We start from the raw sequence: 25,386 nt of genomic DNA, 5'->3' as shown, positions 1-25,386 counted from the left end.
ATGCATAACAACAATAAAGAGCTGACCCTCAGCGCCCCGCTCAGCGGTCCGGTGCTCACGCTCGCCAAAGTCCCGGACCCGGTGTTCGCCAGCGGCGCGATGGGCGACGGTATCGCTATCGATCCACTGAACGACACCCTTCACGCCCCCTGCGCCGGCGTCGTGGTGCACGTAGCCCGTAGCGGTCACGCTGTCACCTTGCGTGCCGACAACGGTGCCGAATTGCTCCTGCACCTGGGCCTCGACACCGTCGAGTTGCAGGGCGAAGGCTTCTCGATGCTGGTCAAGGAAGGCGCCCGCGTCAGCAATGGCCAACCGTTGCTGCGCTACGACCTGGACAAGGTCGCGCAGCAGTGCAAAAGCCTGGTCAGCCTGATGATCCTGACCAACAGCCAGGAGTTTCAGGCGCGGCCCATCACGCTGAAATCGGTCAAAGTCGGCGACCCGCTGCTGCACATCATTCGCCGGGCGGCGCCGGGCGCCCAGGCAGAGGCGGACCTTTCGGCTGAAGCGCATTTCGGCCACGTGCGCATCGCTCATCGTGGCGGTCTGCATGCTCGCCCTGCTGCGCTGATTCGTCAGACCGCACAAGGGTTCAAGAGCAAATCGCAGCTGCATTTCGCTGGCAAATCGGCGACCTGTGACAGCTTGATCGGGCTCATGAGCCTGGCCGTCGGCGAGCAGGATGAGGTTCAGGTCAGCTGCCAGGGCCCGGACGCCGAGGCGGCATTGCAAGCGTTGCTGATCGCCTTGTCCACGGCGTTGGCCGAAGACAGCCATGCCGCTGCGCCTGCGCCGATCACCCGACGCACTCGGACTGCCGAAGCGGGTGTGCTGCACGGCGTTTGCGCCGCGCCCGGCCTGGTCGCTGGCCCCTTGTTTCGCTTGAATACCATCAGCCTGCCGGTGGATGCCGGCCACCACGCTCCCGAGCCACAGCTGCACGCCCTCGATACCGCGCTGACCTCCGTGCGCGGCGAAATCGAGCACACCCTGGCCCAGGCCAGGAAACACAAAAACACTGACGAAGAAGCGATTTTCACCGCGCACCTCGCCTTGCTCGAAGACCCGGCGCTACTGGACGCGGCCAACGCCTGCATCGCTCAAGGCATGGCCGCGACGCACGCCTGGAGCCAATCGATCGACGTGCAGTGCGACGTCCTTCAACAACTCGGCAGCGCGTTGCTGGCCGAACGCGCCAACGATCTGCGCGATCTCAAGCAACGGGTGCTGCGCGCCTTGCTCGGCGAAGCCTGGCACTACGACGTGCCGGCCGGCGCCATCGTCGCCGCCCATGAGCTGACGCCGTCGGACTTGCTGCAACTGAGCGAGCAAGGGGTCGCCGGGTTGTGCATGGCCGAGGGTGGCGCGACGTCCCACGTCGCGATTCTGGCGCGGGGTAAAGGTTTGCCGTGCCTGGTGGCGCTGGGTTCGGCGCTGCTGGATCAGGCACAAGGCCAGGCGGTGGTGCTGGACGCCGACGGTGGTCGGCTCGAATGGGCGCCGACGGCCGAACGCCTGGCCGACGTGCATCAGGCGCAACGCGATCATCAGCAACGCCGTGCGCTTCAACAATCGCAGGCTCATACCCCGGCACTGACACGCGATGGCGTGCACATCGAAATCGCCGCCAATGTCGCGTCCAGCGCAGAAGCCGCAGACGCGCTGGCCAACGGCGCGGATGGCGTCGGTCTGCTGCGCACCGAGTTTCTGTTTGTCGACCGCAACACCGCGCCGGACGAACAGGAGCAACGCCTCGCCTATCAAGCCGTGCTCGACGCCATGGGTGACAAGTCGGTGATCATCCGAACCATCGACGTTGGCGGCGACAAGCAACTCGACTACCTGCCATTGCCGGTCGAAGCCAATCCGGTGCTCGGCTTGCGCGGCATTCGCCTGGCTCAGGTGCGGCCGGAATTACTCGATCAGCAACTGCGCGCACTGTTGCACGTCAGCCCGCTGTCGCGCTGCCGGATCCTGTTGCCGATGGTGACCGAGGTCGATGAGTTGCTGCACATCCGCCAGCGCCTCGATGCGTTGTGCCTTGAACTCGGGGTAAATGAACGCCCGGAGCTGGGGGTGATGATCGAAGTCCCGGCCGCTGCGCTGCTGGCCGAGCAGCTTGCAGAGCATGCGGACTTCCTGTCCATCGGCACCAACGATCTGTCGCAATACACCCTGGCGATGGACCGCGACCACGCCGGCCTCGCCTCGCGCGTCGACGCCATGCACCCGGCCCTGCTGCGGCTGATCGCCCAGACCTGCGCCGGTGCGGCGGTGCATAGCCGTTGGGTCGGCGTCTGCGGCGCACTCGCGTCCGATCCGCTGGCCACGCCGGTCCTGATCGGCCTGGGCGTCAGCGAGCTGTCGGTCAGCCCGGTGCAGATCGGTGAAATCAAGGATCGCGTGCGCCACCTCGACGCCGCGCAATGCCGAAGCGTCAGCCACGACCTGCTCAAGCTGAGCAGCGCCGGGGCGGTGCGTCACGCCTGTCACCAGCAATGGCCTCTGAGCTGAACAACTACAACACCTCTCAAACAAAAAGAGCACAGGGAGAACCGCCATGTACCAATATTTCATCGAGGGCCTGCAACGTCTCGGCCGCGCGTTGATGCTGCCGATCGCGATCCTGCCGATTGCCGGCCTGTTGCTGCGTCTGGGCGACACCGACCTGCTGAACATCGCCATCATCCATGACGCCGGCCAGGTGATCTTCGCCAACCTGGCGATGATCTTCGCCATCGGCATCGCGGTCGGTTTCGCCAAGGACAACAACGGCACCGCAGGCCTCGCCGGGGTGATTGGTTACCTGGTGATGATCTCCACGCTCAAGGTGTTGGATGCGAGCATCAACATGGGCATGCTCGCCGGGATCGTCAGCGGCTTGATGGCCGGCGCGCTCTACAACCGCTTCAAGGACATCAAGCTGCCGGAGTACCTGGCGTTCTTCGGCGGACGGCGCTTCGTGCCGATTGTCACCGGCTTCGCCGCCGTCGGCCTGGGCGTGATCTTCGGTTTGATCTGGCCGCCGATCCAACACGGCATCAACGGTTTCGGCGCACTGATGATGGAGAGCGGCAGCATCGGCGCCTTCGTCTTCGGCGTGTTCAACCGGTTGCTGATCGTCACTGGCCTGCACCACATCCTCAACAACATGGCGTGGTTCGTCTTCGGCAACTTCACCGACCCGACCACGGGCGCCATGGTCACAGGCGACCTGTCGCGCTACTTCGCCGGTGATCCGAAGGGCGGCCAATTCATGACCGGCATGTTCCCGGTGATGATCTTCGGCCTGCCCGCCGCCTGCCTGGCGATGTACCGCAACGCCCTGCCGGAACGCCGCAAAGTCATGGGCGGGATCTTCCTGTCGATGGCGCTGACTTCCTTCCTGACCGGCGTCACCGAACCCATCGAATTTGCGTTCATGTTCCTCGCACCGTTTCTGTTTTTGCTCCATGCGCTGCTGACGGGGTTGTCGATGGCGATCACCAATGCGCTGAACATCCACCTGGGTTTCACCTTCTCGGGCGGCTTCATCGACATGGTGCTCGGATGGGGGAAATCCACCAACGGCTGGTTAGTGGTGCCGGTAGGCTTGGCGTATGCGGTGGTCTATTACGGGGTGTTTGATTTCTGCATTCGCCGCTTCAACCTCAAGACGCCAGGGCGTGAAGAGGTGCCGACGGGTGACAAGATTGTGGTCACCGAGAATGAACGAGCCGGGGCATACATCAAGGCACTGGGTGGGGCGCAGAATCTGATTACCGTGGGCGCGTGTACGACGCGGTTGCGGCTGGACATGGTGGATCGCAACAAGGCCAACGATGCCGAGTTGAAAGCACTGGGGGCGATGGCGGTCGTGCGTCCTGGCAAGGGCGGTAGCCTGCAAGTGGTGGTTGGGCCGATGGCGGACAGCATTGCCGATGAAATTCGTCTGGCGATGCCGGCGCTGGGTCGTGCGCTGGTGTCCTCTCCTCCCGCGGTGATCGATGCACCGAAACCTGCGGCGGTGGCAAATGCAGAAGCGCAGCAATGGCTGGATGCCTTGGGCGGTGGGGACAACGTGCTGCAGATGGATTGCGTGGCCATGACCCGGATTCGACTGCACCTGGCGGATGGCAAAGCGTTGTCAGAGAGTGATTTGAAGGCGCTGGGTTGTCAGGGGGTCAGCCAGCTTGACGGTGGTGTCTGGCACCTGCTGATTGGCGACAAGGCGCCGAGTTTGAGTGGGGCGCTGGAGGTGTTGGTTAATCGTAGTGAGGTGAGTGCCAAGGTTTAATGCCACAGGTTCACTCGTCATCGCTACCGATCCCGAGCTGCCTGGTCATAGTTTAAAAAAGTGGAAAATAAAACACCGCTGACCTGTCAGGTCTGCGGTGTTTTGTTCAGGCAGCAGACAGCTTCTAGCCTTTTCAATCAGAGACCACGGTGAAAGAGAGCTTCTGCTCCTCATTTAAGTGGTCGAATTTGGTAGTGACTGTATGAGCTCCTGCTTTAAAAGGAATTAAGGCTGTGCCAAAACTATTATCCGGCCCGGCTTCTGAAGAAAACCTTCGTTGGCCATTATCGAACACGCTTACTTGACTAAAGGGCTTTGTTTGACCACTAAACTTAACGTCCCCCTCTTTGATTTGGGCTCCTTCAACAATCTCTTTCCCTTTGGAATCACGTATTAAAATTGAATTTTCGACAGCCATGGCAATAGTCCTTTAAGAATTGATTTATGGAAGCCCATCAAATCGTGGTGCGCCATTTTCGACAACTGTCAGAACTAACAGGTATGTACGATTATCTGACCGGAGGTATAAAGCTCCCACTGGACACCAAAAACCAGCGGACTGCCAAAGGTGTCGCCCGGCCTTTTCATTTTGCGCCGCTACTATTGCTCGAGAGCTCAAAGACTCGATTCGCCAGCAGGAGCAATTTAAGCGCCGGCATCTAGCGAATGAAAAAAAACCCGTTGGAAAACCAACGGGTTTTTTACAGCAAAAGGAAGATCAAAAATCCTCCAACCGCCACACTTCATAAGCCGGTGTCTCATAGGGGTGGCTGAGTTTCAGCGCAGCCACCACGGCCACGATCAACTCATCCGCCACCACCAGCTCAACCTTCCATTCCTCAACCTGCTCGACCTGCCCCGCTTCCCCGATAAACGGCTGACTGCCGTCCAAAGGCCGAAACTGGCCTAATCCAAGCACCTGCCACGCGCAATGATCATAAGCCCCGATCCGCCCACCACCGGCAGCGAATACAGCACTCTTGACCAACTCGACATGGCTGGCCGGAACAAAAAAACTGAGCTTGTACACAGCCCTTAGTTCACCCAGACACGCGCATTACGGAACATACGCATCCAAGGAGCGTCTTCGTTCCAGTCTTCCGAACGCCACGAGTTCTGCACAGCGCGGAACACGCGTTCCGGGTGTGGCATCATGATCGTTACGCGACCGTCGCGGCTGGTCAAACCGGTGATCCCGCGCGGCGAGCCGTTCGGGTTGGCCGGGTAGTTTTCGGTGACCTTGCCGTGGTTGTCGACGAAACGCATCGCCACGCAACCCGACAGATCGGCTTCCAGCAACGCTTCTTCGCTGGCGAACTCGGCATGACCTTCACCGTGAGCGATGGCGATCGGCATGCGCGAACCGGCCATGCCTTGCAGGAAGATCGAGTTCGACTCCTGGACCTGAACCATCGCCACACGCGCTTCGAACTGCTCGGAGCGGTTGCGCACGAAGTGCGGCCAGAACTCGCTGCCCGGGATCAGCTCGTGCAGGTTGGACATCATCTGGCAACCGTTGCACACGCCGAGGGTGAAGCTGTCGTTGCGTTCGAAGAAGCCCTGGAACGCATCGCGAGCACGGCTGTTGAACAGCGCGGACTTGGCCCAGCCTTCACCGGCACCCAATACGTCGCCGTAGGAGAAACCGCCGCAAGCCACCAGACCCTTGAACTCGTTCAGGTCGACACGGCCGGCCAGAATGTCGCTCATGTGCACGTCGATCGCGTTGAAACCGGCGCGGTCGAACGCGGCCGCCATTTCCACCTGACCGTTGACGCCCTGCTCACGCAGCACGGCAACCTGTGGGCGGATGCCTTTCTTGATGTAAGGCGCGGCGACGTCCTGGTTGACGTCGTAGCTCAGCTTGACGCTCAGGCCCGGGTTGTCTTCTTCCAGCAGCACGTCGAACTCTTGCTCGGCGCAGTCGGCGTTATCACGCAGACGCTGGATCTGGTAGCTGGTTTCAGCCCACTGACGTTGCAGCAAACGACGCTGACCTTCGAACACGGTTTCGCCGTTGAAGGTGATGTTGATCTGGCCGTTGTTCATCGGCTGACCGATCACCGACACGCACTCGCCCAGACCGGCAGCGCTGAACTGCGCGAGGATGTCCGGCGTGGCGTCCTGGCGAACCTGGATCACGGCGCCCAGTTCTTCGTTGAACAGGATCGCGGCGATGTCGGCGGAGGTTTCAGCCAGACCGTCGAGGTTCAGGCTCAGGCCACAGTGACCGGCGAACGCCATTTCCACGGTGCTGGTCAGCAGACCACCGTCGGAACGGTCGTGGTAGGCCAGCAGGTGACCGTCGGCATTGAGGCCTTGGATCACGGCGAAGAAAGCTTTCAGGTCTTCGGCATCATCGACGTCCGGCGCTTGCGAACCGAGCTTGCCGTGAACCTGGGCCAGGATCGAGGCGCCCATGCGGTTCTGGCCACGGCCCAGGTCGATCAGGATCAGGTCGGTGGTGCCCTTGTCCATGCGCAGTTCCGGGGTCAGGGTCTGACGGATGTCAGCCACTGGCGCGAAACCGGTCACGATCAGGGACATCGGCGAGGTCACGGTCTTGTCAACGCCTTCGTCGTTCCAGCGCGTGGCCATGGACATGGAGTCCTTGCCCACCGGAATGGTAATGCCCAGGTCCGGGCACAACTCCATGCCGACCGCTTTCACGGTGTCGTACAGACGCGCGTCTTCACCCGGGTGACCGGCAGCGGACATCCAGTTCGCCGACAGTTTGATGTCGGAGATCTTGTTGATGCGCGAAGCGGCAATGTTGGTCAGGGTTTCGCCGATGGCCATGCGGCCCGACGCCGGAGCGTCCAGCAGTGCCAGCGGAGTACGCTCGCCCATGGCCATGGCTTCACCGGTGTAGACGTCGAAGCTGGTGGCGGTGACGGCAACGTCAGCCACCGGAACCTGCCACGGGCCAACCATTTGGTCACGGGCCACTAGGCCGGTGATGGTGCGGTCGCCGATGGTGATCAGGAAGCTTTTGCTCGCCACGGCCGGGTGATGCAGCACGCGCTCGACGCAGTCGGCAATGTCGAGGGTCGACGGATCGAAATCGTCGCCCAGTTCGTTTTCACGAACGGCCGAACGGTGCATGCGCGGGGCTTTGCCCAGCAGCACTTCCAGCGGCATGTCCACCGGGCTGTTGCCGAAGTGACTGTCGGTGACTGTCAGTTGCGGCTCAGCAGTGGCTTCGCCAACCACGGCGAACGGGCAACGCTCACGTTCGCAGATCGCCTGGAAGCGTTCGAAGTCGGCCGGGCCGACCGCCAGAACGTAGCGTTCCTGGGATTCGTTACTCCAGATTTCGTGCGGGGCCATGCCCGGCTCGTCGTTTGGAATGTTGCGCAGTTCGAAGCGGCCACCACGGTCGCCATCGTTGACCAGTTCCGGGAAGGCGTTGGACAGACCACCCGCGCCGACGTCGTGGATAAAGCTGATCGGGTTTTTGTCGCCCAGTTGCCAGCAACGGTCGATGACTTCCTGGCAGCGACGTTCCATCTCAGGGTTTTCGCGCTGTACGGAAGCGAAGTCCAGGTCTGCCGAGCTGGTGCCGGTGGCCATGGAGGAAGCGGCGCCGCCGCCCAGGCCGATGAGCATTGCCGGGCCGCCGAGGACGATCAGCTTGGAGCCAACGGTGATCTCGCCTTTCTGTACGTGTTCGGCACGGATGTTACCCATACCGCCGGCCAGCATGATCGGCTTGTGGTAACCGCGAACTTCGTCGCCACGCGGGGTGGTGATCGACTGTTCGAAGGTACGGAAGTAACCGGTCAGGGCTGGACGGCCGAATTCGTTGTTGAACGCGGCGCCACCCAGTGGGCCTTCGATCATGATGTCCAGCGCAGTAACGATGCGCTCAGGCTTGCCATACGGCACTTCCCACGGCTGTTCGAAGCCCGGGATCTGCAAGTTGGAGACGGTGAAACCGGTCAGGCCGGCCTTTGGCTTGGCGCCACGACCGGTAGCACCTTCGTCGCGAATCTCGCCGCCACTGCCGGTGGACGCGCCCGGGAACGGGGCAATCGCGGTCGGGTGGTTGTGGGTTTCGACTTTCATCAAGATGTGCACCGGTTCCTGCACCGCACCGTACTGGCGGGTTTCAGGGTCCGGGAAGAAACGGCCGGCGACGTTACCGACGATCACCGAAGCGTTGTCCTTATAAGCCGACAGAACGCCTTCGCTGTGCATCACGTAGGTATTCTTGATCATGCCGAACAGGCTTTTTTCCTGGCTCTGACCGTCGATGTCCCAACTGGCGTTGAAGATCTTGTGACGGCAGTGCTCGGAGTTCGCCTGGGCGAACATCATCAGTTCGATGTCGTGAGGATTGCGCTTCAAGCCGACGAAGGCGTTGACCAGGTAGTCGATCTCGTCTTCGGCGAGGGCCAGGCCCAGCTCGGTGTTGGCTTTTTCCAGCGCGGCGCGGCCGCCACCCAGCACGTCAATCGCGGTCAGCGGTTTCGGCTCGGCGTGGCTGAACAGGCCGGCGGCTTGTTCGAGGTTGCCCAACACGATTTGAGTCATGCGGTCGTGCAGACCGTCCGCAATCAGTTGCGCGTCGGCGTCACTGAACTGACCGGCCACGTAAAACGCGATGCCGCGTTCCAGACGCTGGATCTTGCTCAGGCCGCAGTTGCGAGCGATGTCGCTGGCCTTGCTGGACCACGGCGAGATGGTGCCGAAACGTGGCAACACCAGGAACAGACGACCGGTCGGCTCTTGTACCGGAACACTTGGGCCGTACTTCAGAAGGCGCGCGAGCACCTGCTGTTCGTCGCCGGTCAGGACGCCGGTGACTTCGGCGAAGTGAGCGAATTCAGCATACAAGCCGCTGACAGCCGGGACCTTCTGGCTCAGTTGCTCAAGGAGTTTGCTGTGGCGAAAGGCAGAAAGGGCAGGAGCGCCGCGCAGGATCAACATCTTCGGGACAGCCTCGGGAAGGGGTGTGCTTTGAGGCCGTGCATTCTAGCCTAAACCGCCCGCGACATCACCCGAAACGGTGCGCGCGGGTGCACCCGAACGTCGGGCCGGGCATTTGGACCTTAAACAGCGGTTCGCCGAGGGTTATTTTTTATGTCACAAATTACCGTTCGGGCCCATTCCTGCGGGCTCCAAGCGGGTTTTACGCTGTCTAGCAGACAAGCCCTTCGCTGTCGAGATATGGCGCTCGTGGTCCTTTGCGTATACTGCGCAGATGTTTTCCCCAACGGCTTTGCGTCCGCGGTTCGCCAAATGGCTGATCGCAACCGGACTCTTCCTGATGCTCAGTGGCTGTGTTGATAAACCCAACACGCTGGAGCGCGTAAAGGAGGATGGTGTGCTGCGGGTGGTTACCCGAAACAGCCCCGCCACCTACTTTCAGGATCGCAACGGTGAAACCGGCTTCGAATACGAGCTGGTGAAGCGCTTCGCCGACGATCTGGGGGTGGAACTCAAGATAGAGACCGCCGACAACCTCGACGACCTGTTCAATCAGGTGGGCAAACCTAACGGCCCGGTGCTGGCTGCTGCCGGTCTGGTCAGCAGCGAGAAACGCAAACAGCAGGTGCGGTTTTCCCACTCCTATCTCGAAGTCACCCCACAGGTCATCTACCGCAACGGCCAATCGCGGCCGACCGATGCTGGCGATCTGGTCGGCAAGAAGATCATGGTGCTCAAGGGCAGCACCCACGCCGAGCAATTGGCGGAGCTGAAAAAGAAATACCCCGGCATTGAATACGAAGAGTCCGACGCCGTTGAAGTCGTCGACTTGCTGCGGATGGTCGATGAAGATCAGATCGACCTGACCCTGGTCGATTCAAACGAAGTCGCGATGAACCAGGTCTACTTCCCCAACGTGCGAGTAGCCTTCGACCTCGGTGACTCCAGTAACCAGAGCTGGGCGGTGGCCGCTGGCGACGACAACAGCTTGCTCAACGAGATCAATGCCTACCTCGACAAGGTGAAGAAAAACGGCACCTTGCAACGCCTGAAGGACCGCTATTACGGGCACGTCGACGTACTGGGTTACGTGGGCGCCACCACCTTCGCACAACACTTGCAGCAACGCCTGCCCAAGTACGAGCAACACTTCAAGGCCTACGCCAAGAAAGAGAAAGTCGACTGGCGCCTGTTGGCGGCCGTCGGTTATCAGGAGTCGTTATGGCAAGCCGCGGTCACGTCCAAGACCGGCGTTCGCGGGCTGATGATGCTGACCCAGAACACCGCGCAGGCCATGGGCGTATCCAATCGCCTCGACCCCAAGCAAAGCATCATGGGCGGCGCCAAATACCTGGCCTACATGAAGGATCAGCTGGACGAATCGATCCAGGAGCCGGATCGCACCTGGTTTGCACTGGCGGCCTATAACGTCGGCAGCGGCCATCTGGATGACGCGCGCAAACTGGCGGCGAAAGAAGGCCTGAACCCGGACAAGTGGCTGGACGTGAAGAAGATCCTGCCGCGCTTGTCAGAGAAGAAGTGGTACAGCAAGACGCGTTATGGCTACGCCCGGGGCGGCGAGCCGGTGCACTTCGTGGCGAACATCCGTCGTTACTACGACATCCTGACGTGGGTCACGCAGCCACAGCTTGAAGGCAATCAGGTGGCTGAAGGCAACCTGCATGTGCCAGGGGTCGACAAGACCAAGCCGAATCAGGAAACCCCGCAGCTTTAAATCTGGGTTGCTTTTGAGGACGCCTTCGCGGGCAAGCCTCGCTCCTACAGGGCCGGTGTCGTATGCAAAGTTGCGGCACAACACGGACCTGTAGGAGCGAGGCTTGCCCGCGAAGGCAGCACCTCGGTCTCAGCCCTTCAAGGCCGCAGCCAAGATCATTGCTTTCATCTCGGACACCGCCGACTTGAACCCGACAAACAACGCATGCGCCACCAGCGCATGGCCGATGTTCAGTTCGTTGATGCCCTTGATCGCGGCCACCGCTTCAACGTTGTGATAATGCAGGCCGTGGCCGGCATTGACGATCAGCCCCTGAGCCAGGCCAAACGCTACGCCATCCGCCACACGCTTCAGCTCTTGCGCCACGTCGGTCGGTGTCTCGGCGTCGGCATAACGACCGGTGTGCAACTCGATAGCCGGCGCACCCACACGACGGGACGCTTCGATCTGCCGCTCGTCTGCATCGATGAACAGCGACACCTCACAGCCAATCTTCGACAGGCGATCCACCGCCGCCTTGATCCGCGCCTCTTGCCCTGCCACGTCCAAGCCACCTTCGGTGGTCAGTTCCTGACGGGTTTCCGGGACCAGGCAAATGTGCGCCGGGCGGATGCGCTCAGCGAACACCATCATTTCTTCGGTGACGCCCATTTCGAAATTCATGCGGGTTTGCAGTACATCCTTTAGCAACAGCACGTCGCGTTCCTGGATGTGTCGACGGTCTTCGCGCAGGTGCACGGTGATGCCGTCAGCCCCCGCCTCTTCCGCGTCCAGCGCTGCCTTGACCGGATCCGGGTAACGAGTGCCCCGGGCCTGACGCAGAGTGGCAACGTGGTCGATGTTCACGCCAAGAAGAATGCGATTGCTGGTGGTCACGGAAGCGCTCCTGAATTTAAAGATTCGGCGCACAGCATACGGGGAGACTACGGCTTGCGAAACAGCTCGCGACTGACCAGCGGACGACCGCCCAAGTGAACAGCCAATGCCTGACGCATCAGACGCTTGGCGGCGGACAGCGCACCGGGTGCGGTCCAGTCAGCCTCAGCCATGGCCAACAGCTCGGTGCCGTTGAACAGACCGGGTTGCAGCAGATAGACCTGCTCCAGGCCAGCATCCACTTGCAAACGATACAGACCGTCCGGAGCAATGGGCTCGCCGTGGATGTCGCTGGTCAGGGCAAAACCGTAACCGAGATCGTCGAGCAGGCGCCACTCGAAGGATCGCAGCAACGGCTCCAGCGGTCGGCCTTCGGCCAGCGCCAGCAACGTCGCAGCGTAGTGATCAAACACGCCTGGGTGCGGGTCTTCGGCGGGCAGCAAGCGGATCAGCAGTTCGTTGAGGTAGAGGCCGCTGAACAGCGCCTCGCCGTTGAGCCAGGTTGAAACACCGGCGGCTTCCATTCGCCCAACGTTCTTCAGCTCGCCCCGCCCGCGAAACTCCACTTCCAGCGGCACGAAGGGCCGCGCCAATGTCCCGGCCTTGCCCCGCGCGCTGCGCAACACCGCCCGTAGCCGACCTTGCGGCGTGAGGAAGTCCACCAACGCGCTGCTTTCGCGGTAGGCGCGGGAGTGGAGGACGTAGGCGGGTTGGCCAATGGGCTGGGACATGGAGTTCTCAATGAAGAAACGCGATCTTATAAACAACCAGAAACCAATGTGGGAGCGAGCCTGCTCGCGATTGCGGTCTGCCAGTCAACAGTGATGTTGAATTTCAGGTCCTCATCGCGAGCAGGCTCGCTCCCACAGGGGTTCTTCGGTGTATCTGGATCCGGTGTTACAGGTCGCCGTAGCCCAGCGAACGCAATGCGCGCTCGTCGTCGGACCAGCCGCCTTTCACTTTCACCCACAGGTTAAGCATGATCTTGGAGTCGAACAGCAATTCCATATCCTTGCGCGCCTCGGTGCCGATGCGTTTGATGCGCTCGCCCTTGTCGCCAATGATGATTTTCTTCTGGCCGTCACGCTCGACAAGGATCAAGGCATGGATGTGCAGGGTTTTGCCCTGCTGCTTGAACTCTTCGATTTCGACGGTGATCTGGTACGGCAGTTCGGCGCCCATCTGGCGCATGATTTTCTCGCGCACCAGTTCTGCGGCGAGGAAACGGCTGCTGCGGTCGGTGATCTGGTCTTCCGGGAAGAAGTGATCGTTTTCCGGCAGGTAACCGGCAATCACCCGCTCCAGCGCTTCGAGGTTGTGCCCGTGCTGGGCCGAGATCGGCATGATCTGCGCGTTCGGCAGCTGCTCCTGCAACCAGCTCAGGTGCGGCATCAGTTCGGCTTTGTCTTCGATGCGATCGGTCTTGTTCAGCGCCACGATCAGCGGGCCGGTCACGTACTGGACGCGCTCGAGGACCATCTGGTCTTCGTCGGTCCACTTGGTGCGATCCACCACGAAGATCACCACGTCGACGTCTTTCAACGCCGCCGAGGCGGTCTTGTTCATGTAGCGGTTCAGGGCCTTTTCGCCGCCCTTGTGCATGCCCGGGGTGTCGACGTAGACGGCCTGGATGGCGCCTTCGGTCTTGATGCCCAGCATGTTATGGCGGGTGGTTTGCGGCTTGCGCGAGGTGATCGCCAGTTTCTGACCCAGGATGTGGTTCAGCAGCGTGGACTTGCCCACGTTGGGACGGCCGACGATGGCAACATAGCCACAGCGAGTTGCAGTTGAATCAGTCATTGCCATTCTCCACACCCAGGGCAATCAGTGCTGCGGCGGCCGCTACCTGTTCGGCAATACGACGACTCACACCCTGACCTCGGCTTTTTTCATTCAGTAAGGTGATTTCACATTCGACGAAGAACGTCCGGCAATGCGGCTCACCCTGGATATCCACCACTTCGTAACGCGGCAGCTCGCACCCACGCGATTGCAGGAATTCCTGCAGGCGGGTTTTTGGATCTTTGTTGGTGTCGACCAGCGTCAGGCCTTCGAACTCACCGGCCAGCCAGGCCAGCACGCGTTCGCGCGCCATGTCCATGCCAGCGTCCAGGTAGATCGCACCGATCAACGCTTCGAGGGCATCGGCCAGAATCGACTCGCGACGGAACCCGCCGCTTTTCAACTCACCGGAGCCCAGGCGCAGGTATTCGCCCAGATCGAAACCGCGGGCCAGTACGGCCAGCGTCTCACCTTTCACCAGACGTGCGCGCAAACGCGACAACTGGCCTTCACGGGCCAGCGGGAAGCGATCGAACAGCGCCTCGCCAGCGACGAAGTTGAGGATGGCATCACCGAGGAATTCCAGGCGTTCGTTGTTGCGCCCGGCAAAACTGCGGTGAGTCAGGGCCAGGACCATCAGCTCCTGATCCTTGAAGGTGTAGCCGAGCTGACGCTCTAGACGGCTTAAGGAGACGCTCACGGTTTACCCACGCTGAGTTCGTGGCTGGATTCCACCGCCATGGCCGTGATACGACGCAGGCTTGGGACAATTAACGCTGTGTTCAAAAATTACGTCCTGAATATCGTTGTTTTCATGCCTCTGGCGCCGATTGTGCCGACTCCAGAAATGCATTCGGCGCTGTGTTCAACAGCGCCGTGCGTGATTACTTGATCAGGCCAACCCGCGAGAAATTCGGCAGGTGACTGAGTTTGGGTTCCGGCCAGCTCATCCAGACTGCGAAGGCCTTGCCGACGATATTCTTGTCGGGAACCATGCCCAGCAGATCCTTGGGAATGCTCGGATCGTCCCAGTAGCGACTGTCGTTGGAGTTGTCGCGGTTGTCGCCCATCATGAAGTAATGCCCGGCCGGCACGGTCCATGAACGGTCCGGCGATGCGCGATAGCGGCTCATCTCCTTGCGAATCAGGTGCTCGGCGACACCGAGTTTTTCCTTGTAGAGCTCGGCACTGCCCAACGTGCCCGGCTCGGAGCCGACCAGTTGTTCGGCAATCGATTCACCGTTGACGAACAGACGCTTGTCGGCGGTGTAGCGAATCTGGTCACCCGGCAGGCCCACCACACGCTTGATGTAGTTGACGTTCGGATCGCTCGGGTAGCGGAACACCATCACATCGCCGCGCTGCGGATCACCGACTTCGATGACTTTCTTGTCGATCACCGGCAAGCGGATCCCGTAAGAAAACTTGTTCACCAGAATGAAGTCGCCGACGTCCAGGGTCGGTTTCATCGAGCCGGAAGGAATCTGGAACGGCTCCACCAGGAACGAACGCAGCACCAGCACGATGAACAACACCGGGAAGAACGACTTGCCGTATTCGACCAGCAGCGGCTCTTTGTTCAGTTTCTCGACGACCACCATGTCAGCCTGGCTGACACTCCCCTGATAGGAGTTGATGGCAGCCCGGCGCCGAGGCGCCAGGAACAACAGATCGAGCAACGCCAACAGGCCGCAGACGAACACGGCGATGACCAGCAACAGCGGGAAATTTAGTGACATAGGACCTAACTATCCAACCTGAGCACCGCAAGGAAGGCTTCTTGTGGAATTTCCACGTTGCCGACTTGCTTCATGCGTTTCTTACCGGCCTTTTGCTTTTCAAGCAGTTTTTTCTTACGGCTAACGTCACCGCCGTAGCATTTGGCCAATACGTTCTTTCTGAGTGCCTTGACGGAGGTCCGCGCAATGATCTGCCCGCCAATGGCGGCCTGGATCGCGACGTCGAACATCTGGCGCGGAATCAGTTCTTTCATCTTCTCGGTCAACTGGCGACCTTTGTAGTGCGCGTTATCCTTGTGCACGATCAGCGCCAGGGCGTCGACCTTGTCACCGTTGATCAGCACATCCAGTTTCACCAGATTAGCCGACTGGTAACGATCGAAATGATAATCCAGCGAAGCATAGCCGCGGCTGGTGGACTTCAGACGGTCGAAGAAGTCCAGGACCACTTCGTTCATCGGCAAATCGTAGGTCACCTGGACCTGCGTACCGAGGAACAGCATGTCGTGCTGCACGCCACGCTTCTCGATGCACAGGGTAATGACGTTGCCCAGGTGCTCTTGCGGCACAAGAATATTGGCCCGCACGATTGGTTCACGCATGTCTTCGATCGAGGACAGGTCTGGAAGCTTCGACGGGTTATCGACGTAAATCGTTTCACCGGTTTTCAGCAACAGCTCGAAAATTACGGTCGGCGCCGTGGTGATCAGGTCCAGGTCGTACTCGCGCTCCAGGCGCTCCTGGATGATTTCCATGTGCAGCATGCCGAGGAACCCGCAACGGAAGCCGAAGCCCAGAGCGTCGGAGCTTTCCGGGGTGTACTGCAGGGACGAATCGTTGAGCGTGAGCTTTTGCAGGGCTTCACGGAAATCTTCGAAGTCGTCGGAGCTGACCGGGAACAGGCCGGCATAGACCTGCGGCTGGATACGTTTGAAGCCTGGCAGCACGTCAACGTCCGGCGTGGAGCTCAAGGTCAGGGTGTCACCGACCGGTGCACCGTGAATGTCCTTGATGCCGGCAATGATGAAGCCCACTTCGCCGGCTTTCAGGTCAACGGTGGCGGTGTGTTTCGGGTTGAAGACACCGACGCTGTCCACCAGGTGGATCTTGCCGGTGGACTTGACCAGGATCTTGTCGCCCTTCTTCACACGACCGTGACGCACGCGGACCAGGGAAACGACGCCCAAGTAGTTGTCGAACCAGGAGTCGATGATCAACGCTTGCAGCGGATCTTCGTAGTTGCCGGTCGGCGCAGGAATGGTGTGAACCAGGCGTTCGAGCACTTCGTCGACGCCCAGGCCGGTCTTGGCACTGCACTCGACCGCATCGGTGGCATCGATGCCGATGATTTTTTCGATTTCTTCTTTGACGCGGTCCGGATCGGCCTGCGGCAGGTCGATCTTGTTCAGGACCGGCATGACTTCCAGGCCCTGCTCGATCGCCGTGTAGCAGTTGGCTACAGACTGCGCTTCAACGCCCTGACCGGCATCGACCACCAGCAACGCGCCTTCACAGGCCGCCAGCGACCGGCTGACTTCGTAGGTGAAGTCAACGTGGCCCGGGGTGTCAATGAAGTTCAGCTGGTACTTGATGCCATCGCGAGCGGTGTAATACAGGGTGACGCTGTGGGCCTTGATGGTGATCCCGCGTTCACGTTCCAGGTCCATGGAGTCCAGCACCTGGGCTTCCATTTCGCGCTCGGCAAGGCCGCCGCACATCTGGATGAAGCGATCGGCCAGCGTCGACTTGCCATGGTCAATGTGGGCGATGATGGAGAAATTGCGGATATGACTCAAATCACTCACGGATCAACACTCAAAAAGGCTGCAGGCATAGCCCGCCGAAAAATAGCCGGGAATTGTACCTGATCCACGGCGCAAGCGTCACGTTCGCAGGTCAGACGGCACCTACAAAAACGCCCCGGTCTTGCGACAGGGGCGTTTTTTATCACCAGCGAGGTCGGGGGAACGCCCTGATCAGCCGGCTCGGCGCAACAGCCAGACACCCGCCAGGGCACAGACACCGGCCGGAACCAGCACCGCAAACAGCGGCGAAAAACCGAACACCAGGCTCGAAGGCCCCAGCAAATCCTGGACGATGCGGAAGGTGAAGCCGACCAGCACGCCAGTGAAGACCCGCTGACCAAGGGTCACCGAGCGCAATGGCCCGAAGATGAAGGAAATCGCCATCAGTACCAGCGCGGCGGTCACCAGCGGCTGTAACACCTTGACCCAAAATGCCAGCCAGTAACGGCCGTTGCTCAGGCCCTGATCAGCCAGGTAGTGGATGTAACCCCACAGACCGCTGATCGACAGCGTGTCAGGCGACATCACCACCGTGCTCAGCAGCTGCGGACTCAAGGCAACATCCCAACGCTCTTCCGGTGCAGTGACCACTTCGGTGCTCTTTTCATGGAACAGCGTGGTGGTGACGTCGCTCAACTGCCAGTGATCCTGATCGAACTTCGCCCGTTTGGCGAAGCTGGACGACAGCATATGGCGCTCATTGTCGAAACGATAACGGGTGACGCCGTACAGCAGACCGTTCGGCTGCACAGAGTTGACGTGAATGAACTCGTCACCCTGGCGATGCCACAAGCCATGCTTGGCGCTCTGTGCATCGCCGCCACCCTGAGCCAGGGAACGGTTGGCCTGAGCGGTGACTTCGGTGGCCGGCGCGACGTACTCGCCGATCAGCACCCCCGCCACCATCAGCACCAGCATCGGCTTCATGACGGCCCAGACGATCCGGCCGACCGACACACCGGCGGCGCGCATGATCGTCAGTTCGCTGTGGCTGGCCAGGCTACCAAGGCCGATCAGGCAACCGATCAGTGCCGCCATCGGCAACATGTCGTACAAACGACGGGGCGCGGTCAGCAAGACGTAGCTCAAGACGTCCACCAAGGTGTAGGTGTCGCTGACCTCACTCATCTCATCGATGAAGGCAAACAGGGTCGCCAGGCCAAGGATAATCCCCAGCACCGCCAGGATGGCTACGAATACGCTGCTACCAATGTAGCGATCGAGCTTAACCACGAGCCACCTCCAGCGCACTGCGGCGACTCGCCATCTTCAAGCGCAACGGCTCCCAGTAGAGCAAGCCCAGGCCAATGGCCAGGAAGATGCCGTGAACCCACCACAACCCCAGCGCCGGCGGGATCTTGCCTTTTTCGAGGGCGCCGCGCGCGGCAATCAGGATGCTCAGGTAAGCCATATAAAGAAGAATCGCCGGCAGCAGCTTGAGGAAACGGCCTTGACGTGGATTGACCCGCGATAGCGGCACCGCCATCAAGGTCACGATGAACACCAGCAACGGCAGGGACAGACGCCATTGCAGCTCAGTGCGCGAACGAATGTCATCGCTGCCGATCAAGGAACGGGTGGTCATTGCATCGCGGTCGGTGACTTCGTCGCTGACGTCCGGCTTGGGCAGCAATACGCCGTATTCCTCGTACTTGATCGCCCGGTAGTCGGCCTGCCCCGGGTTACCGTCGTAGCGATAGCCGTTGTCGAGAATCAGGTAGCGATTGCCGTCAGGGCGGATTTCCTGACGACCCTTCTCGGCCACCAGCACGGAGATCCCGCGATCCTTCTTATCGGACGAGACGTTCTTTTGCGAAATAAACACGCCACCGAGGTTGATGCGATCATCCGACAGCGTTTCGGTGTAGGTCACCCGAGTCCCGTCACGTAGCGCCTGGAAGCGACCCGACTCAAGGGTATCGAACTCGGTCAGCGCATCCTGCTTGTTCAGCAGCAACTGGAACTGATTGGCACCTTGTGGCGCCAGGCTCAGACTCAGCCAGGCCACGACCAGCGCAACCAGCGTGGCCGGAAACAGCGTCATGGCAAACAGACGTTGCTGGCTCATGCCGGTGGCCGACAACACGGTCATTTCGCTTTCAAGGTACAGGCGACCGTAGGCCAGCAGGATCCCGAGAAACAGGCCCAACGGCAGGATCAGTTGCAGGAAACCTGGCAGACGAAAGCCCATGATCAGGAACAGGGAGCCCGGATCCAGCAGGCCCGAGGCCGCCTGGGCAAGGTATTTGATGAAGCGCCCACTCATGATGATGACCAGCAGCACGGCGCTGACGGCGCTCAAGGTCAACAGGACTTCGCGGGACAGATAACGGAAGACAATCAAACCAGACACTCCAGGGTTGTCAGGCTAAGGCGGCCAAACAAGCAAACGTATCAGACAGCCCGCAGGGCAGAGCCGCCGAAAAAGTTGGCGCATTATCCTGTGATTGGGTGCGCCTGTCACTGCGCATGCTCAAGCAGGCGGGTAATGCGTTGAAGATCGTACAACCGAGGGTTGTCAGGCGCAGGGAGCGAGGTTCAAACTGCGGCCTTTGTCGCGGGCCGTGACCTGCGTCTTTCTATCTATAAGCAAGCGTCTGTGCGCCGCCGTTTTGCCCGCGCACGTTGACCATTCATTCAGGGACCCGGACATGGAACTGGTTGTAAAGAGCGTTAGCCCAGAAACGTTGAAGACCGCCACTCTGGTGGTCGCCGTCGGCGAAGGCCGCAAGCTCGGCGCCGCTGCCAGACAACTCGACGAACTGAGCGGCGGCGCCCTCAGCGCTGTACTCAAGCGCGGCGACCTGGCCGGCAAAGTCGGCCAGAGCCTGCTGCTGCACAGCCTGCCGAACCTCAAGGCCGAACGCGTTCTGCTGGTCGGCGTGGGCAAGGACGAAGAGCTGGGCGACCGCCCGTTCCGTAAAATCATCGCCGGCGTCCTCAATACCCTTAAAGGCCTGGGCGGCACCGACGCCGTTCTGGCGCTGGACGAAATCGTGGTCAAGGGCCGCGACAGCTACGGCAAGACCCGCCTGCTGGCCGAAACCCTGGTGGATGGCGAATACACCTTCGACCAGTTCAAGAGCCAGAAAGCCGAACCTCGCGCCCTGAAGAAAATCACCCTGGTGACCATCAAGGCGGCACAGGCCGAAGTCGAGCGCGCCGTGGCCCACGCCACTGCGATTGCCAACGGCATGGCGTTCACCCGCAACCTGGGCAACCTGCCGCCGAACATCTGCCACCCGACTTTCCTTGGCGAACAAGCCAAGAACCTGGGCAAGGAATTCAAGACCCTCAAAGTCGAAGTCCTCGATGAGAAGAAGATCAAGGACCTGGGCATGGGTTCGTTCTACGCCGTGGGCCAGGGCAGTGCCCAGCCACCGCGCCTGATCGTCATGCAATACAACGGCGGCAAGAAATCCGAGAAACCTTACGCACTGGTCGGCAAAGGCATCACGTTCGACACCGGCGGCATCAGCCTCAAGCCTGGCTTGGGCATGGATGAAATGAAGTACGACATGGGCGGCGCAGCCAGCGTGTTCGGCACCCTGCGTGCCGTGCTCGAGCTGAAACTGCCTATCAACCTGGTGTGTATCCTGGCGTGCGCCGAGAACATGCCGAGCGGCAATGCTTCGCGCCCGGGCGACATCGTCACCACCATGAGCGGTCAGACCGTGGAAATCCTCAACACCGACGCCGAAGGCCGTCTGGTGCTGTGCGATGCCCTGACCTACTCCGAGCGCTTCAAGCCGCAAGCCGTGATCGACATCGCGACCCTGACCGGCGCTTGCGTCGTTGCACTGGGCGCGCACACCTCCGGCCTGCTGGGCAACAACGACGAACTGATCGCTCAACTGCTGAGCGCTGGCAAGTCCGCCGACGACCGCGCCTGGCAACTGCCGCTGTTCGATGAGTACCAAGAGCAGCTGGACAGCCCGTTCGCCGACATCGCCAACATTGGCGGCCCGAAAGCCGGCACCATCACCGCCGCCTGCTTCCTGTCGCGCTTCACCAAGAACCTGAACTGGGCGCACCTGGACATCGCCGGCACCGCATGGACCAGCGGCGGCAAGGACAAGGGCGCCACTGGCCGTCCGGTTCCGTTGCTGACCCAATACCTGCTGGACCGCGCCAAAGCCTGAAACCGATGACCTCGGGCTGCGTTGCTTTCGAGTAACGCAGCCCCGGGCTCAGGAACCGCAATGACCAAAGTCGACTTCTATGTCCTGCCCAGCGCCGATCCGTCGGCACGGCTGGATTTCGCCTGCAAGCTCACCGAAAAAGCCTGGCGCATGGGCCACCGCATTTACCTGCATTGCAGCGATGCCGCCCAACGCGAGGATCTCGACGCGCGTTTGTGGGCCTTCAAGGGCGAAAGCTTCGTGCCTCACGGTCCTGCCGAAAGTGAGCCGGATAGCTTGATTGTCCTGGGTCTTGGCGATGACTGCGGTCCGCATCAGGATCTGCTGGTCAACCTTGCCCTGAAAGTCCCGGCCTTTGCCAGCAAGTTCGCCCGTGTAGCGGAAGTGGTGGTGGAGGATCCGACGATTCGAGCGGCCGCGCGGGAGAGTTTCCGTTTCTATCGCGAACAGGGCTATCCTCTGCAAGATCACCGTTTACAGCGACTCTGAGCATTCCGATGGACACTCCAAAACCGCAGCAAAAGTCCGCGCACCTGCTGGATGACCTCGAGTCGATCCGCCAACTGCTCGGCGATGACAACCTGCAACCGCCGCTGCTGACCGACACGGTCATCGAAGGTGATCAGGAACAGATTCCCATGCTGTTCGACTCCGTCAGCGCTGCGCCGCAGACCGTCGAACCGACACCGCCCGCCCCTGCCGCGCAACCGGCACCCGCGGCCAGCAAAGGCCCCGACGCCTTGCTGCACCTGGACAGTGAACTGCGTGCGGCAGCGCTGTTGATCATGCAAGACGTGATCGACGACTTCGCACCGCATATCGAAACCGAGATCAAGCGCCGGCTGGATGCGCGGATGGAACGGTTGCTCAGCCAGTACGAATAACACTGAGTCGAGCGGGCGTCTGTGGTGAGGGAGCTTGCTCCCGCTCGGTTGCAAAGCAACCGCAAAACCTGAACACACGATGTACCTGACACACCTGACTTGCTGTTATCGGGGCCGCTTCGCGCCCCAGCGGGAGCAAGCTCCCTCGCCACAGGATCATTCCACATTTGATCTGCGCCCGGTCTGCCCCTGCTCGCCCTCTGCCCCATGCCCCGCTATACTTGCCGGCTTTTCCTGAATAAATGCCAATAGGGTCCCGCCGCGCATGGATAAGACCTACCAGCCGCACGCCATTGAAACTTCCTGGTACAACACTTGGGAGTCAGAGAATTACTTCGCCCCGCAAGGCGCGGGCGAGTCCTACACCATCATGATCCCGCCGCCGAACGTCACCGGCAGCCTGCACATGGGTCACGGCTTCAACAACGCGATCATGGACGCCCTGATCCGTTTCCGCCGCATGCAGGGTCGCAACACCCTGTGGCAGCCGGGCACCGACCACGCCGGTATCGCCACGCAGATGCTGGTGGAACGCCAACTCGAAGCCCAGGGCCAGAATCGTCACGATCTGGGCCGGGAAAAATTCCTCGAGAAAGTCTGGGAGTGGAAGGATCAGTCCGGCGGCAACATCAGCCGTCAGATCCGCCGCCTCGGCTCGTCCGTCGACTGGAGCCGCGAGCGTTTCACCATGGACGACGGCCTCTCGGAAGCCGTTAAAGAAGCGTTCGTTCGTTTGCACGAAGACGGCCTGATCTATCGCGGCAAGCGCCTGGTCAACTGGGACACCAAGTTGCACACGGCGATTTCCGACCTCGAAGTGGAAAACCACGACGAGAAAGGTTTCCTGTGGAACCTGAAATACCCGCTGGCCGATGGCGCCAAGACGGCCGAAGGCAAGGACTACCTGATCGTCGCGACCACTCGCCCGGAAACCATGCTCGGCGACGCCGCCGTCGCGGTTAACCCGAACGACGAACGCTACCAGGCCCTGATCGGTAAATTTGTCGAGTTGCCGCTGGTCGGCCGCCGCATCCCGATCATCGCCGACGATTACTGCGATCCTGAATTCGGCACCGGTTGCGTGAAAATCACCCCGGCCCACGATTTCAACGACTACGAAGTCGGCAAGCGCCACAACCTGCCGCTGCTGAACATCTTCGACAAGAACGCCGCCGTACTGCCGGCCTGTCAGGTGTTCAACCTCGACGGCACGCTCAACGAAAGCATCGACGGCACGCTTCCGGCCGAATACGCCGGTCTGGACCGTTTCGAAGCGCGCAAGCAGATTGTGGCCGCCTTCGATGCCGCTGGTTTGCTGGTCAGCGTCGACGATCATGCCCTGAAAGTGCCGAAAGGCGACCGCTCCGGCACCATCATCGAGCCGTGGCTGACCGACCAGTGGTACGTCTCTACCAAGCCATTGGCCGAGCCGGCCATCGCTGCGGTTGAAGACGGCCGCATTCAGTTCGTGCCGAAACAATACGAAAACATGTACTTCTCGTGGATGCGCGACATCCAGGATTGGTGCATCAGCCGTCAGCTGTGGTGGGGCCACCGGATTCCGGCCTGGTACGACGAGTCGGGCAAAGTCTATGTCGGCCGCGACGAAGCCGAAGTGCGTGCCAAGAACAACCTCGGCCCGGACGTTGCGCTGCAACAGGACAACGACGTTCTGGATACCTGGTTCAGTTCGGGCCTGTGGACTTTCTCCACGCTCGGCTGGCCGGAGCAGACCGAATTCCTGAAGAAATTCCACTCCACCGACGTGCTGGTGACCGGTTTCGACATCATTTTCTTCTGGGTCGCCCGGATGATCATGCTCACCATGCACCTGGTGAAGAACGAAGACGGTACGCCGCAGGTTCCGTTCAAGACCGTTTATGTTCACGGCCTGGTCCGCGATGGCCAGGGCCAGAAAATGTCCAAGTCCAAGGGCAACGTCCTGGACCCGCTGGACATCATCGACGGTATCGAGCTCGAAGAGCTGGTGCAGAAACGCACCTCCGGCATGATGCAGCCGAAACTGGCGAAGAAGATCGAGAAGCAGACCCGCGAAGAGTTCGCCGACGGCATCGCCAGCTACGGCACCGACGCCCTGCGCTTCACCTTCTGCTCGCTGGCGTCCACCGGTCGCGACATCAAGTTCGACATGGGCCGCGTAGAAGGCTATCGCAACTTCTGCAACAAGATCTGGAACGCCGCGCGTTATGTTCTGGACAAGGGCGAAGACTGCGGCCAGAACGGCGAGGCTTACGAACTCTCCCTGGCGGATCGCTGGATTATCTCGCAGCTGCAACGCACCGAAGCCGAAGTAACCCGTCAGCTCGACCAGTTCCGCTTCGACCTGGCCGCACAAGCCTTGTACGAGTTCATCTGGAACCAGTATTGCGACTGGTACCTGGAACTGTCCAAGCCTGTGCTGTGGGACGAAAACGCCCCGGTCGAACGTCAGCGCGGCACCCGCCGCACCCTGGTTCGGGTGCTGGAAGTTGCCCTGCGCCTGGCGCACCCGTTCATGCCGTTCATCACCGAAGAAATCTGGCAGCGCGTCGCGCCGCTGGCCGGTATCGAAGGCAAGACGATCATGCTGCAACCTTGGCCCGTGGCCAATGAAGCGCGCATCGATCAAGGTGCCGAAGATGACATCGAGTGGCTGAAGACGCTGATGCTCGGCACGCGCAACATTCGCGCCGAGATGAACATCGGCCCGGGCAAGCCGTTGAACCTGTTCCTGAAGAACGTCAGCGCCGAAGACCAGCGTCGTCTCACCGAGAACGAAGCCCTGCTGAAGAAGCTGGCTCGCCTCGAATCGATCACGGTGTTGGCTGCCGGCGAAGAAGCACCGCTGTCCGCCACCGCACTGGTGGGCGAGATGGAAGTGCTGGTGCCGATGGCCGGCCTGATCGACAAGGACGCCGAACTGGCACGCCTGGACAAGGAAATCCTGCGTCTGCAGGGCGAAGTTCAGCGGGTGGGCGGCAAGCTGTCCAATGCCGGTTTCGTCGACAAGGCTCCGGCCGAAGTCATCGAGAAAGAACGCGCCAAACTGGCTGAGGCTGAACAGGCTTTGGGCAAGTTGGCCGAGCAGCATGCGCGGATTGCCAGCCTGTAACGGTTAATCGCGATGAAAAGGGAGGCCAAGCGGCCTCCCTTTTTTATGCCCGCCACATTCCCCCCATACACCGCAAACCACTTCCTGTAGGAGCGAGGCT

General features: G+C 60.7%; 18 protein-coding genes. 7 read left to right on the top strand and 11 right to left on the bottom strand.

What is annotated here, in order from left to right; genetic code table 11:
• Positions 1-2,517 (top strand): phosphoenolpyruvate--protein phosphotransferase, encoded by a 2,517-nt coding sequence (gene ptsP, locus JIO00_RS05470; RefSeq protein ID WP_200667776.1) that lies wholly within the window; start codon positions 1-3, stop codon positions 2,515-2,517.
• A 46-nt stretch (positions 2,518-2,563) separates the two neighbouring features.
• The gene (gene nagE, locus JIO00_RS05465; protein WP_200667774.1) at positions 2,564-4,279 is read left to right on the top strand and encodes an N-acetylglucosamine-specific PTS transporter subunit IIBC; all 1,716 of its coding nucleotides are present in this window, start codon (positions 2,564-2,566) and stop codon (positions 4,277-4,279) included.
• A 133-nt stretch (positions 4,280-4,412) separates the two neighbouring features.
• Here the strand turns inward: nagE and JIO00_RS05460 are convergent, their stop codons facing one another.
• From JIO00_RS05460 to purL, 3 genes are all read right to left on the bottom strand, one after another.
• A complete protein-coding gene (locus JIO00_RS05460) occupies positions 4,413-4,697 on the bottom strand; it encodes a hypothetical protein (RefSeq protein WP_200667772.1) in 285 nt (94 codons plus the stop codon).
• A gap of 300 nt (positions 4,698-4,997) precedes the next feature.
• Positions 4,998-5,309, bottom strand: coding sequence for a Nif3-like dinuclear metal center hexameric protein (locus tag JIO00_RS05455; protein ID WP_102595436.1), 312 nt, complete (start codon positions 5,307-5,309; stop codon positions 4,998-5,000).
• A gap of 5 nt (positions 5,310-5,314) precedes the next feature.
• Positions 5,315-9,211: a phosphoribosylformylglycinamidine synthase gene (gene purL, locus JIO00_RS05450; RefSeq protein ID WP_077748283.1), complete on the bottom strand. Its 3,897-nt coding sequence runs from the start codon at positions 9,209-9,211 to the stop codon at positions 5,315-5,317.
• A gap of 274 nt (positions 9,212-9,485) precedes the next feature.
• On the opposite strand from purL, the gene mltF reads away from it, so the two are divergent.
• Complete coding sequence (gene mltF / locus JIO00_RS05445) at positions 9,486-10,946, top strand: membrane-bound lytic murein transglycosylase MltF (protein ID WP_010463047.1); 1,461 nt, start codon at positions 9,486-9,488, stop codon at positions 10,944-10,946.
• A gap of 129 nt (positions 10,947-11,075) precedes the next feature.
• Here the strand turns inward: mltF and pdxJ are convergent, their stop codons facing one another.
• From pdxJ to lptF, 8 genes are all read right to left on the bottom strand, one after another.
• A complete protein-coding gene (gene pdxJ, locus JIO00_RS05440; RefSeq protein WP_010463049.1) occupies positions 11,076-11,822 on the bottom strand; it encodes a pyridoxine 5'-phosphate synthase in 747 nt (248 codons plus the stop codon).
• A gap of 47 nt (positions 11,823-11,869) precedes the next feature.
• The gene (recO, locus tag JIO00_RS05435; RefSeq protein ID WP_200667771.1) at positions 11,870-12,553 is read right to left on the bottom strand and encodes a DNA repair protein RecO; all 684 of its coding nucleotides are present in this window, start codon (positions 12,551-12,553) and stop codon (positions 11,870-11,872) included.
• Between the two features lie 166 nt (positions 12,554-12,719).
• Positions 12,720-13,622: a GTPase Era gene (gene era / locus JIO00_RS05430; protein WP_010463054.1), complete on the bottom strand. Its 903-nt coding sequence runs from the start codon at positions 13,620-13,622 to the stop codon at positions 12,720-12,722.
• Positions 13,615-14,304: a ribonuclease III gene (gene rnc, locus JIO00_RS05425; RefSeq protein ID WP_010463056.1), complete on the bottom strand. Its 690-nt coding sequence runs from the start codon at positions 14,302-14,304 to the stop codon at positions 13,615-13,617. Before rnc ends, era begins: the two co-directional genes overlap by 8 nt.
• Before the next feature lie 184 nt (positions 14,305-14,488).
• Complete coding sequence (gene lepB, locus JIO00_RS05420; protein ID WP_010463058.1) at positions 14,489-15,343, bottom strand: signal peptidase I; 855 nt, start codon at positions 15,341-15,343, stop codon at positions 14,489-14,491.
• 5 nt (positions 15,344-15,348) lie between these two features.
• A complete protein-coding gene (gene lepA / locus JIO00_RS05415; protein WP_042932348.1) occupies positions 15,349-17,148 on the bottom strand; it encodes a translation elongation factor 4 in 1,800 nt (599 codons plus the stop codon).
• Positions 17,149-17,319: 171 nt separating this feature from the next.
• Positions 17,320-18,381 (bottom strand): LPS export ABC transporter permease LptG, encoded by a 1,062-nt coding sequence (lptG, locus tag JIO00_RS05410; protein ID WP_077748280.1) that lies wholly within the window; start codon positions 18,379-18,381, stop codon positions 17,320-17,322.
• Positions 18,374-19,492 (bottom strand): LPS export ABC transporter permease LptF, encoded by a 1,119-nt coding sequence (lptF, locus tag JIO00_RS05405; RefSeq protein ID WP_200667770.1) that lies wholly within the window; start codon positions 19,490-19,492, stop codon positions 18,374-18,376. Before lptF ends, lptG begins: the two co-directional genes overlap by 8 nt.
• Before the next feature lie 307 nt (positions 19,493-19,799).
• On the opposite strand from lptF, the gene JIO00_RS05400 reads away from it, so the two are divergent.
• From JIO00_RS05400 to JIO00_RS05385, 4 genes are all read left to right on the top strand, one after another.
• Positions 19,800-21,290 (top strand): leucyl aminopeptidase, encoded by a 1,491-nt coding sequence (locus JIO00_RS05400; RefSeq protein WP_010463067.1) that lies wholly within the window; start codon positions 19,800-19,802, stop codon positions 21,288-21,290.
• A gap of 60 nt (positions 21,291-21,350) precedes the next feature.
• Positions 21,351-21,779, top strand: a complete 429-nt coding sequence (locus JIO00_RS05395; protein WP_102593949.1) for a DNA polymerase III subunit chi — start codon at positions 21,351-21,353, stop codon at positions 21,777-21,779.
• Between the two features lie 8 nt (positions 21,780-21,787).
• A complete protein-coding gene (locus tag JIO00_RS05390) occupies positions 21,788-22,174 on the top strand; it encodes a hypothetical protein (RefSeq protein WP_010463070.1) in 387 nt (128 codons plus the stop codon).
• A 265-nt stretch (positions 22,175-22,439) separates the two neighbouring features.
• Complete coding sequence (locus tag JIO00_RS05385; protein WP_010463073.1) at positions 22,440-25,286, top strand: valine--tRNA ligase; 2,847 nt, start codon at positions 22,440-22,442, stop codon at positions 25,284-25,286.
• The last annotated feature ends 100 nt before the right edge of the window (positions 25,287-25,386 follow it).

Origin of the sequence: Pseudomonas sp. SW-3, from assembly GCF_016615645.1 — a bacterium.
In the GTDB taxonomy this organism is placed as follows: Bacteria; Pseudomonadota; Gammaproteobacteria; order Pseudomonadales; family Pseudomonadaceae; genus Aquipseudomonas; species Aquipseudomonas mandelii.
This window is presented reverse-complemented; position numbering and strand designations above follow the sequence as displayed.